Below are 14,166 nucleotides of genomic sequence, written 5' to 3' on the forward strand. Positions count from 1 at the left end.
CGGCAGGCATACAGTAGCTGGTAGCGTTTACACAAACCACGAATAACGTAAAGGTGGAGACATGCCAACACCAGTCATCGTCGGTGCCGTCAGGACGGCGATCGGTCGTTCCTTCAAGGGGACGCTGGTCAACACGCCACCGGAGACGCTGATCACCGCGGTGCTGCCGGAGGTGGTGCGCCGCTCAGGCATCGACCCCGCGGTCATCGACGACATCATCTTCGCCGAATCACATTACGGTGGCGGCGATCTCGCGCGCTACGCGGCAACCGCGACAGGCCTCGAGCACGTGCCCGGTCAGTCGGTCAACCGGCACTGCGCGGGCAGCCTCACCGCGATCGGCAACGCGTCGGCACAGATCGGCTCCGGTATGGAGCGCGCCCTGATCGCCGGCGGCGTGCAATCGCTGTCGATGACGCCGCTGACCAACTGGCGCATCCCGGGTCCCGAGCTGAAGTTCGAGGAGCGCTGGATGCCGCCTACGCACGTCGAGACGCCGGACGCGCCGGCCAAGGACATGTCGATCACAGTCGGCTGGAACACCGCCCAGGCCGCGGGCATCAGCCGCGAGGAGATGGACGCCTGGGCCGCTCGGAGCCATCACCGGGCCGTCGCGGCCCAGGATGCGGGCAAGTTCCTCGATGAGATCCTCCCGCTGAAGATCACCCAGTTCGACGGGACGGTCACCGAGTTCGCCGTCGACGAGCACCCGCGCCGCGACACCACCGTCGAGAAGCTGGCCGGGCTCAAGGTCCTGCACCCGGAGATCGAAGGATTCTCCATCACCGCGGGCAACAGCAGTGGTACCAACGACGCTGCCGCTGCTGTCGCGCTCGTCGAGGCTGATTACGCGGCTGCGGAGAACCTCGACGTGCTGGCCAAGGTGAAGGCCTGGGCCGCGGTCGGCGTGGCTCCGCGCGACACCGGACTGGGTGGCGTCAAGGTGATCGGCAAAGTACTGGACCGGGCCGGTCTCAAGCCGTCCGATGTGGCGCTGTGGGAGGTCAACGAGGCGTTCGCTTCGGTGCCGATTGCGGCCTGCAAGGAGTACGGCCTTGACGAGGAACTGGTGAACTTCTCCGGAAGCGGGTGCAGCCTCGGCCATCCCATCGCGGCTTCGGGGGCCCGCATGGTCACCACGCTCGTCTACGAGCTGCGTCGTCGGGGCGGTGGCATCGGTGTGGCCGCGATGTGTGCCGGCGGCGGCCAGGGCGGCGCGGTCGTCATCGAGGTTTAGACCTCAGGTGCCGAACGTTGGCTTGTGTTCGAAAGTTCAGCGATTTCTCGAACACAAACCGACGTTCGGCGCTGGAGTCAGCTGACGGAGGCCTTGCGGCGGGCGGGTGCCTTCTTGGCCGACTTGCCGCCGGTCGCATCGATGAGGCGCTCGGCGTGGTCGAGGATGCACTCCAGGCCGTATTCGAAGTTCTTCTCGTCGGCGGCGCCGATGCGATGGCCCTCGTTGGTCACCTGCGCCAGAAGTGGCGTGACCTCCGGATCGATCACCAGAGTTTCTTCGAAATCACCCGGCGCATTGTCGTTCGCGCGGTTTTTCTCATAGAGGCGGTGCAGGACCACCGATCCGCGAACGTGCACCGACACCGCGGAATAGGTGTCGAACGCGTCCTCCACCGAGAGTCCCGCCTCGACCAGGCCGGCGATCGCGGTCTCCATTTCCTGCACACCGAGGCGGGCGGCCCGCGGGCTCAGCGCCGACCGGATCAGGATGAGGTCGCACAAAATAGGGTTGCCCATGAAGGCTTTTCGCATGGTCCTGGCGTGGTTGGCCAGCGACTCGCGCCAATCCTTGGCCTCTACGTACGGGGTGGCGACGACGAACTCGCGCAGCGCACGGTCGGTCATCGAGTTGAGCAGATCGTCCTTCTTGCGGAAGTACCAGTAGATGCTGGTGACGCCAACGCCGAGATGCTTACCTAGCAACGGCATGCTCAGGTTGTCGATCGACACCTGCTCGGCCAGTTCGAATGCCCCCTTGATGATGTCGTCGGGGTTGATGGAACCGCGTTCGCGCCGTTGGCGTTTCTCAGCGGTCGGTTGCTTTGCCACTGCGGGCACCTCCATCGAAGTCGATCTGCACAAGCAGTCCCCGCCCCGCGGGCCGAACTGAGGCGAATTTACCGCCGGCTGCCGCCTGAACTGCGCCTACACACGCGTGTCGCTGGGTGTTGTCACCGTCAACCTTACCGGTAGCCATCCCGTCGCTCCGCCCTATCGTCGTTCGCGACCCGTCGCTAGGCTCCTGAGGACGGGGTTCAGCCGTTCTACTGTAATACCTATAGTAGGCTTTTCCGGGTTGTCGGATGCGAGCGAAGGGCGCGAATAGTGTCGGATGTTGTTCTGCTGGAGCGTCGAGGTCGGACGCTCGTTATCACGATGAATCGGCCGGAAGCGCGCAATGCGTTCAACCTGGCGGTGGCCCAGGGTCTTGCCGACGCGATGGACGAACTCGATGCCACCCCTGAGCTTTCCGTGGCGATCATCACAGGCGCCGGCGGCAACTTCTGCGCGGGCATGGACCTCAAGGCGTTCGCCAAGGGCGAGGTGCCGCATGTGCCCGGACGCGGGATCGGGTTCACCGAACAGCCGCCGCGCAAACCGGTCATCGCGGCTGTCGAAGGCTATGCGCTGGCCGGCGGAACCGAGATCGTGCTCGCGACCGATCTGGTGGTGGCCGCCAAGGGCGCCAAGTTCGGCATCCCCGAAGTGAAGCGCGGTCTGGTCGCCGCGGGTGGCGGCCTGCTGCGGTTGCCGCACCGCATCCCATACCAGAAGGCACTCGAGCTGGCCCTCACCGGTGAGAACTTCACCGCGGAGCAGGCCGCCGAATGGGGCTTCGTCAACAAGCTGACCGAACCGGGCCAGGCCCTCGACGGCGCGCTCGAACTGGCCGACCGCATCACCGCCAACGGCCCGTTGGCGGTGGCGGTGACCAAAGAGATCATCGTCAAGTCGGCTGAGTGGACCGAAGCCGAGATGTGGAAGAAGCAGAGCGAACTGATCATGCCGGTCTTCTCGTCCAAGGATGCGATCGAGGGCGCGACGGCGTTCGCCGAGAAGCGCGCCCCCAACTGGACCGGTTCCTGACCGCGCCACGATGGATCTCGGATTCCAGGACGCGGCCACCGTCGTCGTCGGTGGTGGCCGCGGGATGGGCTTCGCGACGGCGCAATGTCTGGCCGACGACGGCGCGAAGGTGGCGGTCGTCGGGCGGTCCAAGGATGTACTCGACGCTGCTGCAGCGGATCTGACCCGCAGAGGCAGCCCGGATGCGGTGGCGATCGTGGCCGACGCCGGCGACGCCGCTCAAGTCGAGCGGGCGTTCGCCGAGATCGGTGAGCGGTGGGGAGGCGAGCTCAACGCCCTCATCAACACCATTGGGCCCAGCGCCGCAGGCAATTTCGAACAACTGACCGACGAGCAGTGGCACGAGACGTTCGACGCCGGGCTGATGGGCATGGTGCGTTGTGTACGAGCCGCACTACCGTTGCTGCGCAACGCGCAATGGGCACGGATCGTCAACTTCTCGGCGCATTCCACCCAACGACAGAGCACCCGCCTGCCGGCCTACACCGCAGCCAAAGCGGCGGTGAACAGCGTGTCGAAGAACCTCTCGCTGCTGCTGGCGCCCGACGAGATCATGGTCAACGTGGTCTCGCCGGGCAGCATCTCGTCGGAAGCACTGTTGGCGTGGGCTGATTCAGTCGGCGTGGACGGCGGCGATCCCTACAAACTGATGGCCGCGATCGACGAGCACTTCGGACATCCGGCGCATCTGCCCCGTGCCGGACTGCCCACCGAGATCGGGCCCGTGGCGGCTTTTCTGGCCTCCAAACGCAACTCGTACATGACGGGCGCGAACGTCAACGTAGACGGCGGTTCCGACTACATCTAAAGGGGTGCGCGATGGCGACAGCCGATGAAGCACGGGATTGGGCGCGCGACGCCCTGCGCGGCATCGGGGACTCGCTCTACACCCCGTTCCGCGGGACCGACGGCGATGACATCGACTGGGACGCCTACCGCGCGCTGGTGCGCTACTGCGTTGCCGACCTTGGCCATCCGCTGTTGTGGTGTACCAGCGGTCTGGCAGAGTTCTGGGCTCTGACCATCGATGAACGCAAACGGTTGCTCGAAGTGGCGATCGAAGAGGGGCGCAAGGCGAACCCCCACGTCGTGATACAGGCATGTACGGCGGCGACGTCGGCCAAGGATTGTCTGGAATTGACCCAGCACGCCCAGGAGGCCGGCGCCGACATCGTCTACATCCAGACCCCGATGATGGAGACCCACGGCGGCGAAGGGGTGCTGCGGTTCTTTTCCTACATCGCCCGACGCACGAATATTGCGCTGGGCATGTTCAATTCGCCGTCATCGGGGTACGTGCTGACGCCGGCCGAGGGGGGCGTGCATCTACGCCGAGATTCCCGCCGTGTGTGCCACCAAGGAGGGTGCGTTCCGGCCCACCGCCAGCCGGATGCTGCATGAACTGGCGCCGGAACTGGTTGTCTGGGAATGCGACAAGACTGTGTACCGGGCGGGCTGGCTGCGCGACGGGATCGTCTGCCCGGCGCAATTGGGCACAGCCGGCTATCTCTATGAGACGCCCGCGCGACCGATCTTCACCCAGTACTGGGATCTGGTGTACGCCGACAAGTTGATCGAGGCCATGGACTTCGCGCGTGACTCGGGCCTGGACCGGTTCGACCTCGACATGGGTTCGGTGTTCACCAGTTATCCGGGTCGCCCCGACTACTTCACGCATTGGGCCGGGGCCTTCAAGTACGCCGCATCGGTGCTGGGTCTTCCCGTCGGTGATTATCCGCATTCGCGCCCGCCGCAGGCGATGCTGTCCGAGGCCGCGAAGGCCCAGATAACCGCCGCCTACGACACGCTCGGGCTGATCCCGTAATAACGCTGCTTTGCCCAGGTCGCGGGCCCGTTGAAGGATCGCGTCGAGGCTTGCGGAATGCTCTACCGATAGGTATACAGTATGTGTGCCTGAACGAGAGGTGGCCCGGGTATGACGCTCGCCGATGACAGTGTTGCCACCGAGCCGGTGCTTTACGACGTCAACGACGTCGGCGTCGCGATCATCACGCTCAACCGGCCGGACCGGCTGAACTCCTGGGGCGCGGACATCTCCGCCGGCGTTTATGCGAGCTTCGATCGCGCGGAGGCGGATCCGGCGGTACGGGTGATCGTTCTGACCGGTTCCGGGCGAGGCTTCTGCGCCGGCGCTTATATGGGTGATATGGCGTCGCTCGGCGGATCGATCAGCCCAGACACCGATGTCAGCAAGCTCGTCGGCGAACGCCACCCGCACTTCCTCACCACGCTGAGCAAGCCCGTCATCGCAGCCATCAACGGGGCTTGCGTCGGTATCGGGCTCACGCATGCGTTGATGTGCGATGTCCGGTTCGCCGCGGCCGGCGCGAAGTTCGCCACGGCTTTTCCGCGCCGAGGCCTGATCGCCGAGTACGGCATCTCCTGGATCCTGCCGCGGCTGGCCGGTTGGGGTGCCTCGGCCGATCTGCTGTTGAGTGGCCGGACATTCTTGGCGGAGGAAGCGGCACAGCTCGGGCTGGTGAAAGAGGTTGTGGCGCCAGAGGATCTGCTGGCACGGGCACTGGAGTACGCCGTGGATCTGGCCCGCAACTGCTCACCCGCTTCGATGGCGGTGATCAAGCGTCAACTGTATGGCGACGCCCACGACGATGTGCGCGACGTCAGTGCCCGCGCCGAGGCCCTGATGCACGAATCCATGGTGCGGCCCGACCTCATCGAGGGCATCACCGCATTCTTCGAGAAGCGGTCCCCGAACTTCCCGCCTCTGGAAAGCGCGCAACATCTTGGAAAGGTACAGAAATGACCGACACACCAGTGCGTCTGCCCTACCTGGCCGTCGATGTCGACAACCACTACTACGAGCCGGTGGACGCCTTCACCCGGCACCTACCGAAAGAATTCAAGCGCCGCGGCGTCCAGATGGTCGCCGATGGCAAGCGCACGCTTGCGATGATGGGGGAGAAGGTCAATCACTTCATCCCGAACCCCACCTTCGACCCGATTATCGAACCCGGTTGTCTGGACCTGTTGTTCCGCGGCGAGATCCCGGAAGGCGTAGATCCCGCGTCGCTTATGAAGGTCGACCGGCTGGCCGATCACCCGGAGTACCAGAACCGTGACGCCCGGGTGAAGGTCCTCGACCGACAGCGCTTGGAAACGGTGTTCATGCTGCCGACGTTCGCCTGCGGGGTTGAGGAGGGGCTGAAACACGATATCGACGCCACCATGGCCTCGGTGCACGCGTTCAATCTGTGGCTCGACGAGGACTGGGGCTTCGATCGGCCCGACGGCCGGATCGTGTCAGCTCCGATCATCTCCCTGGCTGATCCCGAAAAGGCTGTCGAGGAAGTGGAATTCGTGCTCGACAGGGGAGCCAAGTTGGTGTTGGTGCGGCCCGCGCCGGTTCCCGGTGTGGTCAAGCCGCGCTCGCTGGGCGACCCGTCGCACGACCCGGTGTGGGCCCGGCTGGCCGAGGCCGGCGTCCCGGTGGGCTTTCATCTGTCCGACAGCGGCTACCTGGCGATTGCGGCGCAATGGGGTGGCAAGGCCACCTTCGAGGGCTTCGGTAAGAAGGATCCGCTCGATCAGGTGTTGCTCGACGATCGGGCCATCCACGACACCATGGCCTCGATGATCGTCCACCAGGTGTTCACCCGGCATCCCAAGCTCAAGGTTGTCAGCATCGAGAACGGCGCCTACTTCGTCTACCGTCTGATCAAACGCTTGAAGAAGTCCGCCAACAATGCGCCCTACCACTACAAAGAGGATCCGGTGGAGCAGTTGCGCAACAACGTCTGGATCGCACCGTACTACGAGGACGACGTGAAGTTGCTCGCCGACGCCATCGGCGTCGACAAGATCCTGTTCGGGTCGGACTGGCCGCACGGCGAGGGCCTCGCGGACCCGACGACATTCACCGCCGACATCCCGCAGTTCCCCGAGTTCAGTGCCGAGGACACCCGAAAGGTGATGCGCGACAACGCACTTACGCTGCTCGGTGACCCGGAGCGGACCGCCCCGGGCGCGGCGCATCTGACGGCTTCGGTCTAGTCGCCGATATGGCCGAATGGACCATCGGTGCCGTCGTTGATGCCATCGCCGACACCGTTCCCGACCGCGAGATGACGGTATGCGGCACCCGCCGTACGACATTCGCCCAGGGGGCCGAGAAGGCACGGCGGCTGGCCACCTTCCTGGCCGGCCATGGCTTGGGTGCGCACCGCGAGCGCAGCGACCTGAATCGCTGGGAATGCGGGCAGGACCGGGTCGCGCTCATCATGCACAACGATCAGTACCCCGACATGGTCATCGGGTGCCTGAAAGCGCGCACAGTGCCGGTGAATGTCAACTACTACTACTCGCCCCGTGAGGTCGCCGAACTGCTCGCCTATCTGCGGCCACGCGCGGTGATCTATCACCGGTCGCTGGGAGCGAAGTTCGCCGATGTGTTGGATGCCGAACTGCTGATATCGGTCGACGACGGTGCGGGTCCCGACCTGCCCGGCGCGGTCGCTCTGGACGATGCACTGGCGCAAGGTGATTCGGACTGCGTGATACCGGCCGCTTCGCCGGATGACCTGTTGATGATCTGTACCGGGGGCACCACCGGACGGCCCAAGGGTGTGATGTGGCGCCAGGGCGACATCTACGTGTCGTCGATGAACGGGGCTGACCACATCGAGGTGTCCGAGATTCACGACAAGGTCGCCAACGCCGGTCCGCCGTGGTTCGCGGTGTCGCCGCTGATGCATGCCGCCGGAATGTGGACTGCGTTCTCGGGGTTGCTGTCCGGGCAGACGATCGTGCTGCACGACACCAAACCGAAGTTTGACCCGCGCGCGGTGCTGGAAACCGCCGAGCGCGAGAAGGTCGGGCTGATGACCATGGTCGGCGACGCGTACGCGGCGCCGATCGTCGAGGAGCTCGGCCGCCGGAATTACGACCTGTCATCGATGTTCGCCATCGGTACCGGAGGTGCGGCGACCAATCCGAAACACCAACGCGCACTGCTGGAATACATTCCACAGATCACGCTCATCAACGGGTTCGGATCCTCCGAGACCGGAAACATGGGCTTCGGGCACACCCAGCGCGGCGGTGCCCAGGCCGAGACATTCCAGCTGCGGGCAGGCGGTCTGGTGCTCGCAGAGGACTACTCGCGCTTCCTCGAACCGGGCGACCCCGAGGTGGGCTGGGCGGCGCGCAACGGCCGCATCCCGCTCGGCTACTTCAACGACGCCGAGGCCACCGCCAAGACCTTCCCCGAAGTAGCCGGACAGCGGGTGGTCATCTCCGGTGACCGGGCGGCGTTGGAGGCCGACGGCTCCCTGCGGTTGTACGGCCGCGACTCGCTCGTGGTGAACACCGGCGGCGAAAAGGTTTTCGTCGAGGAGGTCGAAGAAGTCCTACGGGCGCATTCCCAGGTTGTGGATGCGCTCGTGGTCGGCCGGCCCAGCGCGCGGTGGGGCCAGGAACTTGTCGCGATCGTCGCGGTCCGTGCCGAGGTTGGCGCCGATGCGTTGCGCGAACACTGTTCCGCATATTTGGCGCGGTTCAAGACGCCCAAGGACGTGCTGTTCGTCGACCAGGTTCGCCGGCTGGGCAACGGAAAGGCCGACTACCGATGGGCACAGGCCCAGGCGACCGTAAGAGTGGAGATGTCTTGACGCACAAGGTTATCGACTGTCTGGCCAACGTGCATTTCGGCGAGACCGAGAATCAGCCGACCTTCATGAAGAAGGTACGCGACGATTACTTCAAGGGTCCCAAGACACTCTACGACCCGATCGACCTTTCGGAACTGCTCGGCGAGATGGACACCCACGGGGTGCAGAAGGCCATCCTGATGGACTCGCTGGTCAAACCGTCGGTGACGGCCCGCAAGTTCGTCGAGGCGCACCCGGATCGCTTCGCGCTGGCGATGGGCGGCGTGAATCTGCTGCGCCCGATCCCGGCGTTGCGCGAACTCGCCGCCGTCGCCAAGGATCTGCCGGTGGCGTATGCCGTTGTCGGACCCAGCTTCTGGGGTGACGGACAATACCCACCGAGCGACGCGGTGTACTACCCGCTCTACACCAAATGCGCGGAACTCGAGCTGCCGTTGTGCGTCAACACCGGACTGCCGGGCCCACCTATTCCCGGTGAGGTGCAGAACCCGATCCACTTGGACCGGGTCTGTGTGCGATTCCCCGAACTGAAACTGTGCATGATTCACGGTGCGGATCCGTGGTGGGACATTGCCATTCGGATGTTGCTCAAATACCAGAACCTACGGCTGATGACGTCGGCGTGGTCACCGAAGCGGTTGCCGGACAGCCTGCTCCATTACATGCGGACCCGCGGTCCGAACAAGATCATCTTCGCCTCGGATTTCCCGGTGCTGCGGATGCAGCGGGTGGTGCCGGAGGCTCTCGCGCTGGATCTGCCGCCTGACGTGCTGGACAACTATCTGTACAACAACGCCGCCGAATTCTTCTTCGGCGAACCCAAGGAGAGCTGACGCATGGATCGCTTTGAACTGCGCAGGCTGGACTACAGCCTGACCGAGGACCACGTCGATCTGCAGACCGCGTACAAGCAGTTCTTCAAGTCGCACTGCTCGATCGAGGTGGTCCGGGCCGCCGAGCCCACCGGATTCGACAAGAGCCTCTGGGAACGGTTGTGCGCCATGGGCGCCACCACGATGGCCCTGCCGGAATCCGTTGGCGGGGACGGGGCGACACTGGTCGATCTGACCTTGGTGGCCGAGGAGATCGGGCGGTCGCTCGCCCCGGTTCCGTGGATCGACCACGTGGTCGCGGCGCGGCTGCTGGCAACGCTGGGAACGCTCGATTCCGAAGACGTCCTCAACGGAACCCAACTCTTGGCCATCGATCCCCAACAGGTCGCGTCCACCGGCACCCGCCTGATCCCGGCCGCGTCTATCGCCGACCACATCATCGTCCGCGACGGTGCCGACGTCGTGAAGCTCAGCTTCTCCACCCGCCCGGCCAAGGTGGACAACATCGGCAAGCTGCCGATGGCCTGGGTGGATCCGGCGACAGCCGACAGTCGCGTGGTCCTCGGCAGCGGTCCCGACGCGCTGGCGGCCTACCAGCGGGCACTCGACGAATGGCGCCTGCTCACCGCGTCGGCCCTGGTCGGTCTGGTCGAGGAGACCATGATGATCGCCGCCGAGTTTGCGAAATCCCGTTATACGCTTGGGGTTCCGATCTCGACGTTGCAAGCGATCTCGCATCCGCTGGCGAACATGGCGATCACCGTCCAGGGCGGGCGTGGATTGAGCCGTCGCGCCGCGTGGTTCCTCGACAACGAACCCGACGCGCGTCCCGAACTTGCCCCCTCGGCATTCGTGTTCATGGCCGATGAGGCCGCCAAAACCGCCACCATGGCAGTGCACATTCAGGGCGGGCTCGGCGTATCGGCGGAAGCCGCCGCGACTGCGTACCTTGTGCGGGCTCGTGGGTGGCCGTTGGCCGGCGGGGATCCCGGTGCCACCGCCATCCACATCGCCGAGATCGTCGCCGCGCGGGAAAGCAAGGTTTAGACATGGATTTCTCACGGGTTGAACTGGGCGACGACGACGCGGCCTTCCAGCAGGAAGTGCGCGCCTTCCTGGCCTCCCACGTCACCGAGGACGTCATCCGGCGCGACCGCGAAACTGGCGACAACTTCGATGAAGGCGTGCACCTCGCCCTCGGTGCGGCCGGTTATCTGGAGAAGGAATGGAAGGCTGAGGCCGACGGCGGATTCAGCCGGGTGCGCCGCCGGATCTGGGAGCTCGAGAAGCGTCGGGCCGAAGTTCCTTGGGTGACTTGGGGAACCACTTCGATGGTGGCCCGGTCGGTGGCGAAGTTCGGGTCACCGGAGCTGCAGGACGAGGTTATGCCCCGGGTATTCGACGGCAGGGCCCGGCTGTGCCTGGGCTACACCGAACCCGAGGGCGGGTCCGACGTCGCCACCTGCAAGACCCGCGCGGTCCGCGACGGCGATCAGTGGGTAGTAAACGGTTCCAAGATGTTCACCACCGGCGCACACAACTGCCAATACGTCTTCCTGATCACCAACACCGATCCGGACGCGCCGAAACACAAGAGCCTCACCATGTTTCTGGTTCCGCTGGATTCACCCGGCATCGAGATCCAGGGCATCCGGACCGTCGACGGGGACCGCACCAACATCGTCTACTACAGCGATGTTCGGGTTGACGACAAGTACCGCCTGGGGGATGTCAACGGTGGCTGGGCCGTTGTGCGCGAGCCCCTGGACGCGGAGCACGGCGCGGTTGCCGCTGCGGACGACGGCCTGGCCGACGTGTCGATCATGATGCACCAGGCCATGTTCATGGCCGAGGCGGCTGACAACGTCGCCGCACTCGTGGCACAGCCGGACCCGAGCGGCCGTCGCGGAATCGACGACGCGTCGGTGGCATACCGGTTGGGCCGCAGCCACGCCCGCATGGAAGTCGCGCTGTCCAGCCCGAGCATCTTCGGTCGCGTCGCCATCGCACAGACCATGCGTGACATCGCCCCGGACCTGATGGACATCGCGGGATCGGTGGCGGCACTGCCGATCGGGGCCGAAGGGGGAGCCGATGACCGCAGCGAATACGTATATCGCTTTGCGCCGCTGGTCGGTATCTACGGCGGCACCCTCGAAGTGTTCCGGAACATGATCGGGCAGTATGCGCTCGGCCTCGGAAAGCCGAACTATTCGCCACCGAAGTCGTAGCCGGGGGTCAGGAGTACGGCTGGTTGTTCACCGCACCCCGATCGGTTCGCGGTCTGCAGCCGCCAGTCGACGGTTGAGTTGGTCGCCTTCGATGTCGAGGTTGGGCAGAACGCGCTCCAGGCGCTTGGGCAGCCACCAGGCTCGGTCGCCGAGCATCGACATCACGGCGGGCACCACGGTCATCCGTACCACGAAGGCGTCGATCAGCACACCGAACGCGAGCGCGAAGCCGATCTGCTTGATCATCGGGTCGGCGTTGAACACGAACCCGGCGAACACCGACATCATGATGACAGCTGCGGCGACGACGACACGGCTGGCCTGGGCGAAGCCGTGGGTCACTGCGTCGTCGCCGCGGTGCCCGTGCACGTGCGCTTCCTTCATCGACGAGACCAGGAACACCTCGTAATCCATTGCCAGGCCGTACAGGACACCGACCACCATGATCGGCAACATACTCAGGATCGGCCCCGTCGCGCTCATTCCGAACAACTGCTGGAACCAGCCCCACTGGAACAGCGCCGTGGTGGCACCGAACGTGGCCAGCACACTCAGCAGGAACCCGAGGGTTGCCTTCACCGGCACGGCGATCGACCGGAACACGACCAACAGGACGAGTAACGAGAGTCCAACCACGACACCGATGTAGAGCGGCACTGCCTCGGCGAGCCGGTCGGTGGTGTCGACGCCCATCGCGGTGATGCCGGTGACGCCGAGGTCGACATTGTGCAACTCGGCCAGCGGACCGGCGTGTGCCCGGATGTCTCGAACCAGTTGTGCGGTCGCATCGTCGGTCGGACCGTCGGCCGGCACAACCGAGAACATCGCGAATTCCTCGTTGTCGCTGACCTTTTGCAGGCTCACCGATTCGACGCCCGGCAGGCGTTGCAGATCGTTGTTGGTGCTGACGAGGTCGGCGGTGGACAGTTTCGTGTTGCCCGCTGTCGGCTCGGCAACGACGACCAGCGGGCCGTTGTAGCCGTCGCCGTAGTGCGTGGCGACCAGGTCGTAGCTTTCGCGCTGCGGGGTGCCCTCGTTGTAGCTGGCGCCCGCGGGCAGTCCGAGCGACATGTTCATGGCCGGCAACGCAAGCAGCGCGGCGATCACCACACCGCCGATGGCGACGGGCACACGGTGACGCAACACCGCGCCGACCCATGCAGTTGCGAAGCGGTGGTTCGAATTGCCTTCTGCGGACTGGGCGTTTCGGGCCTTCTCCGAACAGATCCGCTCACCGACGAGTCCGAGGAGCGCGGGTAGCAGGGTGAGTGACGCGATGACCGCTATGACGACCGTGCCTGCGGCAGCGAGAGCCATGGGGGTCAAAAGCGAGATCCCCACCACGGTCAGCGCGACAAGCGCGATCACGACGGTCGTCCCCGCGAAAACCACTGCGCTGCCGGCGGTTCCCAGCGCGCGACCGGCGGCTTCGCCGGCGCTGAGTCCCTGGTCGAGGATCAGGCGACGTTGGCGGTTCACGATGAACATCGCGTAGTCGATGCCGACCGCAAGGCCCAGCATCAACGCCAGGACCGCTGTCATCGACTGCATGTTGACCAGTTGCGAGAACAGGAAGGTCCCGCCCACACCGACCGCGACCGAACTCAGCGCGGTTGCCAGTGGCAGCCCTGCGGCGACGAGTGAACCGAGCGTCACGATCAGAACGAGCGCGGCAATCGCCAGGCCGATGACCTCGCCGGCTCCGACGATCTCAGGCATCTCGACCATGCTTGCCGAGGGCAGCACGTCGATGTCGGTTTGAGAAACCGCGTTCCGTGCGGCGTCGACCGTGTTCTCAATGGTGCCTGCGGGCAGTTCAGCAGTCTGCTTGTCGAACTGGAACTGATACAGCGCGGCCGCGCCGTCCGCGGAGACCAGGACGCCGGGCACCGGTTGGCCATCCATCGTCAGCGGTTGGGGTCCCTCGGCGGCGGGCGTTGGCACCTGGGCTTTGGCGATGGCAGCCGAGGCTGCCAGGGTCGGACTTGCCGGGCCCTTCGCCATCTCGGCCTGCGCCAGCGCGCGGGGATCCAGGACATGGTCGGTCTGCGAGACCGCCTCGACTCCGCGCAGCAGTGCGTTCCGGTTGTCGCCCTGGTCCATGCGCTGACCGTCCGGGGCGGCGAACGCGATCAAGCCCTGGCCGCCGGACGATTCGGGCATGCGCTGTGCCAGGTCGTCGATCACCTGTTGAGCGGGTGTGCCGTTGATACGCATCTCATTCGAGATCTTCGGCGGGTTCACCGCGAGCATCCCCGCCACGACGGCGATCAGCGCAAGCCAGCTGCCGATGACAAGCCAGGGGCGGCCGAACGCCAGGCGGCCCAGCCGGTACAGGAAAGTCGACAT

At 65.1% G+C, this 14,166-nt stretch carries 11 protein-coding genes and 1 pseudogene; 10 read left to right on the forward strand and 2 right to left on the reverse strand.

The annotated features are described in order from the left end of the window. Positions 1-61: 61 nt before the first annotated feature. Positions 62-1,237 (forward strand): thiolase family protein, encoded by a 1,176-nt coding sequence (locus ABQF30_RS05715; protein ID WP_448461820.1) that lies wholly within the window; start codon positions 62-64, stop codon positions 1,235-1,237. 77 nt (positions 1,238-1,314) lie between these two features. On the opposite strand, the gene ABQF30_RS05720 is transcribed toward ABQF30_RS05715, so the two are convergent. After that, positions 1,315-2,082: a TetR/AcrR family transcriptional regulator gene (locus ABQF30_RS05720; RefSeq protein WP_448461821.1), complete on the reverse strand. Its 768-nt coding sequence runs from the start codon at positions 2,080-2,082 to the stop codon at positions 1,315-1,317. 261 nt (positions 2,083-2,343) lie between these two features. Here ABQF30_RS05720 and ABQF30_RS05725 point away from each other — a divergent pair, with 261 nt between their 5' ends. The 9 genes and pseudogenes from ABQF30_RS05725 (at position 2,344) to ABQF30_RS05765 (ending at position 11,817) form a co-directional block, all read left to right on the forward strand. Beyond that, entirely contained in the window at positions 2,344-3,105 is a 762-nt protein-coding gene (locus ABQF30_RS05725; RefSeq protein ID WP_448461822.1) for a crotonase/enoyl-CoA hydratase family protein, read from the forward strand. Between the two features lie 10 nt (positions 3,106-3,115). Next, positions 3,116-3,913: an SDR family NAD(P)-dependent oxidoreductase gene (locus tag ABQF30_RS05730; protein ID WP_448461823.1), complete on the forward strand. Its 798-nt coding sequence runs from the start codon at positions 3,116-3,118 to the stop codon at positions 3,911-3,913. An 11-nt stretch (positions 3,914-3,924) separates the two neighbouring features. Continuing rightward, positions 3,925-4,930 (forward strand): annotated as a pseudogene (locus tag ABQF30_RS05735) (dihydrodipicolinate synthase family protein). A gap of 111 nt (positions 4,931-5,041) precedes the next feature. Beyond that, entirely contained in the window at positions 5,042-5,890 is an 849-nt protein-coding gene (locus ABQF30_RS05740) for an enoyl-CoA hydratase (RefSeq protein ID WP_448461824.1), read from the forward strand. After that, the gene (locus ABQF30_RS05745) at positions 5,887-7,137 is read left to right on the forward strand and encodes an amidohydrolase family protein (RefSeq protein ID WP_448461825.1); all 1,251 of its coding nucleotides are present in this window, start codon (positions 5,887-5,889) and stop codon (positions 7,135-7,137) included. The genes ABQF30_RS05740 and ABQF30_RS05745 overlap by 4 nt, the downstream gene beginning before the upstream one ends. 8 nt (positions 7,138-7,145) lie before the next feature. Further along, positions 7,146-8,753 carry an acyl-CoA synthetase gene (locus tag ABQF30_RS05750; RefSeq protein WP_448461826.1) on the forward strand — a complete coding sequence of 536 codons (1,608 nt, stop codon included), beginning with the start codon at positions 7,146-7,148 and terminating at the stop codon, positions 8,751-8,753. Next, positions 8,750-9,586, forward strand: a complete 837-nt coding sequence (locus tag ABQF30_RS05755) for an amidohydrolase family protein (RefSeq protein WP_448461827.1) — start codon at positions 8,750-8,752, stop codon at positions 9,584-9,586. The genes ABQF30_RS05750 and ABQF30_RS05755 overlap by 4 nt, the downstream gene beginning before the upstream one ends. A 3-nt stretch (positions 9,587-9,589) precedes the next feature. Next, on the forward strand, positions 9,590-10,633 hold the full coding sequence (locus tag ABQF30_RS05760) for an acyl-CoA dehydrogenase family protein (protein ID WP_448461828.1): 1,044 nt from the start codon (positions 9,590-9,592) through the stop codon (positions 10,631-10,633). A gap of 2 nt (positions 10,634-10,635) precedes the next feature. After that, positions 10,636-11,817, forward strand: coding sequence for an acyl-CoA dehydrogenase family protein (locus tag ABQF30_RS05765; protein WP_448461829.1), 1,182 nt, complete (start codon positions 10,636-10,638; stop codon positions 11,815-11,817). 27 nt (positions 11,818-11,844) lie between these two features. Here the strand turns inward: ABQF30_RS05765 and ABQF30_RS05770 are convergent, their stop codons facing one another. Beyond that, on the reverse strand, positions 11,845-14,166 hold the full coding sequence (locus ABQF30_RS05770) for an MMPL family transporter (RefSeq protein WP_448461830.1): 2,322 nt from the start codon (positions 14,164-14,166) through the stop codon (positions 11,845-11,847).

The sequence above is a fragment of the Mycolicibacterium sp. XJ870 genome (assembly GCF_053483975.1).

Excerpts from the sequence above, each read along its gene's own strand:
- ABQF30_RS05740 (WP_448461824.1), top strand. The coding sequence starts at position 5,042 with ATGACGCTCGCCGATGACAGTGTTGCCACCGAGCCGGTGCTTTACGAC.
- ABQF30_RS05730 (WP_448461823.1), top strand. The coding sequence starts at position 3,116 with ATGGATCTCGGATTCCAGGACGCGGCCACCGTCGTCGTCGGTGGTGGC.
- ABQF30_RS05715 (WP_448461820.1), top strand. The coding sequence starts at position 62 with ATGCCAACACCAGTCATCGTCGGTGCCGTCAGGACGGCGATCGGTCGT.
- ABQF30_RS05760 (WP_448461828.1), top strand. The coding sequence starts at position 9,590 with ATGGATCGCTTTGAACTGCGCAGGCTGGACTACAGCCTGACCGAGGAC.
- ABQF30_RS05720 (WP_448461821.1), bottom strand. The coding sequence starts at position 2,082 with ATGGAGGTGCCCGCAGTGGCAAAGCAACCGACCGCTGAGAAACGCCAA.
- ABQF30_RS05765 (WP_448461829.1), top strand. The coding sequence starts at position 10,636 with ATGGATTTCTCACGGGTTGAACTGGGCGACGACGACGCGGCCTTCCAG.
- ABQF30_RS05745 (WP_448461825.1), top strand. The coding sequence starts at position 5,887 with ATGACCGACACACCAGTGCGTCTGCCCTACCTGGCCGTCGATGTCGAC.
- ABQF30_RS05770 (WP_448461830.1), bottom strand. The coding sequence starts at position 14,166 with ATGTCGACTTTCCTGTACCGGCTGGGCCGCCTGGCGTTCGGCCGCCCC.
- ABQF30_RS05750 (WP_448461826.1), top strand. The coding sequence starts at position 7,146 with ATGGCCGAATGGACCATCGGTGCCGTCGTTGATGCCATCGCCGACACC.